A 290-nucleotide genomic window follows, 5' to 3' on the forward strand; every position below is an offset into this window, starting at 1 on the left:
TCCAGCAGCCGGATCTGCTCGTCCTGCAACCTCCGCAGCAGAGCGCTCACCGACTCTGCCGGGTCCAGCCGCACCCGCACCGGCACGGTGTTCACGAACAGCCCCACCATCCGCTCCACACCCGCCAGCTCCGCAGGACGCCCCGCCACCGTCGCCCCGAACACCACATCCTGACGACCCGTCAGCCTCGCCAGCAGCACCCCCCACACCGCCTGCACCACCGTGTTCACCGTGACACCGCACCCACGCGCCAACTCACCCAACAAGGCGGTGAGTTCGCCACCGAGTTC

At 69.3% G+C, this 290-nt stretch carries 1 protein-coding gene; it reads right to left on the bottom strand.

Going from position 1 to position 290, the window contains the following annotated elements; translation table 11 throughout:
* Positions 1–290, bottom strand: a 290-nt coding sequence (locus tag V2S66_RS34415; protein WP_330801043.1) for a condensation domain-containing protein, incomplete at both ends; no start/stop codon positions are given.

Origin of the sequence: Actinacidiphila polyblastidii, from assembly GCF_036353415.1 — a bacterium.
In the GTDB taxonomy this organism is placed as follows: Bacteria; Actinomycetota; Actinomycetes; order Streptomycetales; family Streptomycetaceae; genus Actinacidiphila; species Actinacidiphila polyblastidii.